This window comes from Gluconobacter sp. P1D12_c, assembly GCF_018812105.1.
GTDB classification, from domain to species: domain Bacteria; phylum Pseudomonadota; class Alphaproteobacteria; order Acetobacterales; family Acetobacteraceae; genus Gluconobacter; species Gluconobacter oxydans_A.
In genome coordinates this window covers 1-488 of sequence record NZ_JACSIQ010000357.1, presented here as the reverse complement: position 1 = coordinate 488, position 488 = coordinate 1, and the positions used below count along the sequence as shown (strand labels likewise).

Sequence of the window (488 nt, the reverse complement as noted above, 5' to 3'; positions counted from 1 at the left end):
CCACACGCGGTATGGTCGTGGCGCGAGCGCTGTCGAGGTTCAGGGATCGTACACACTCCAGGCGTTCCAGCAATCGCAGGATATTGCGCGCGGCTGGTGACAAGGGCGGGTTACGCAGCCACGAGAGCCAGGAGGCACTGCGATCGCCACGACGCTCCAGCATTTTGTCCAAACGACAACGGGTTTCCGGCGGCAGATCCCCTGCAAGGACGTCATGGACAAGGTGATCGGCCTGCTGGCGAGCACGGCGCACCAAGGCTTCAATGACAGTGACCGACGGCAGGAGAATGCTTCGGCGACGCATCTCGTCAATCAGGATCGCAGCCATGCGGGATGGCTGGGTCACATGATGTGCAATTGGCATCGCGAAACCGGTCATGTCATGAAATGCCGACCGATCGAAGGTTCGGTAGCCATAACGCTTCATCAGGTGGGCCAGATGGGATCGACGGGTTTCGTCACGACGTCCGTAATGGGACCAGAGCCCA

General features: G+C 60.2%; 1 protein-coding gene. It reads right to left on the bottom strand.

All coding sequences use genetic code 11. From position 1 onward, the window contains the following. Positions 1 to 488, bottom strand: a 488-nt coding sequence (locus KP705_RS17160) for a DUF4158 domain-containing protein (protein WP_215765144.1), incomplete at both ends; no start/stop codon positions are given.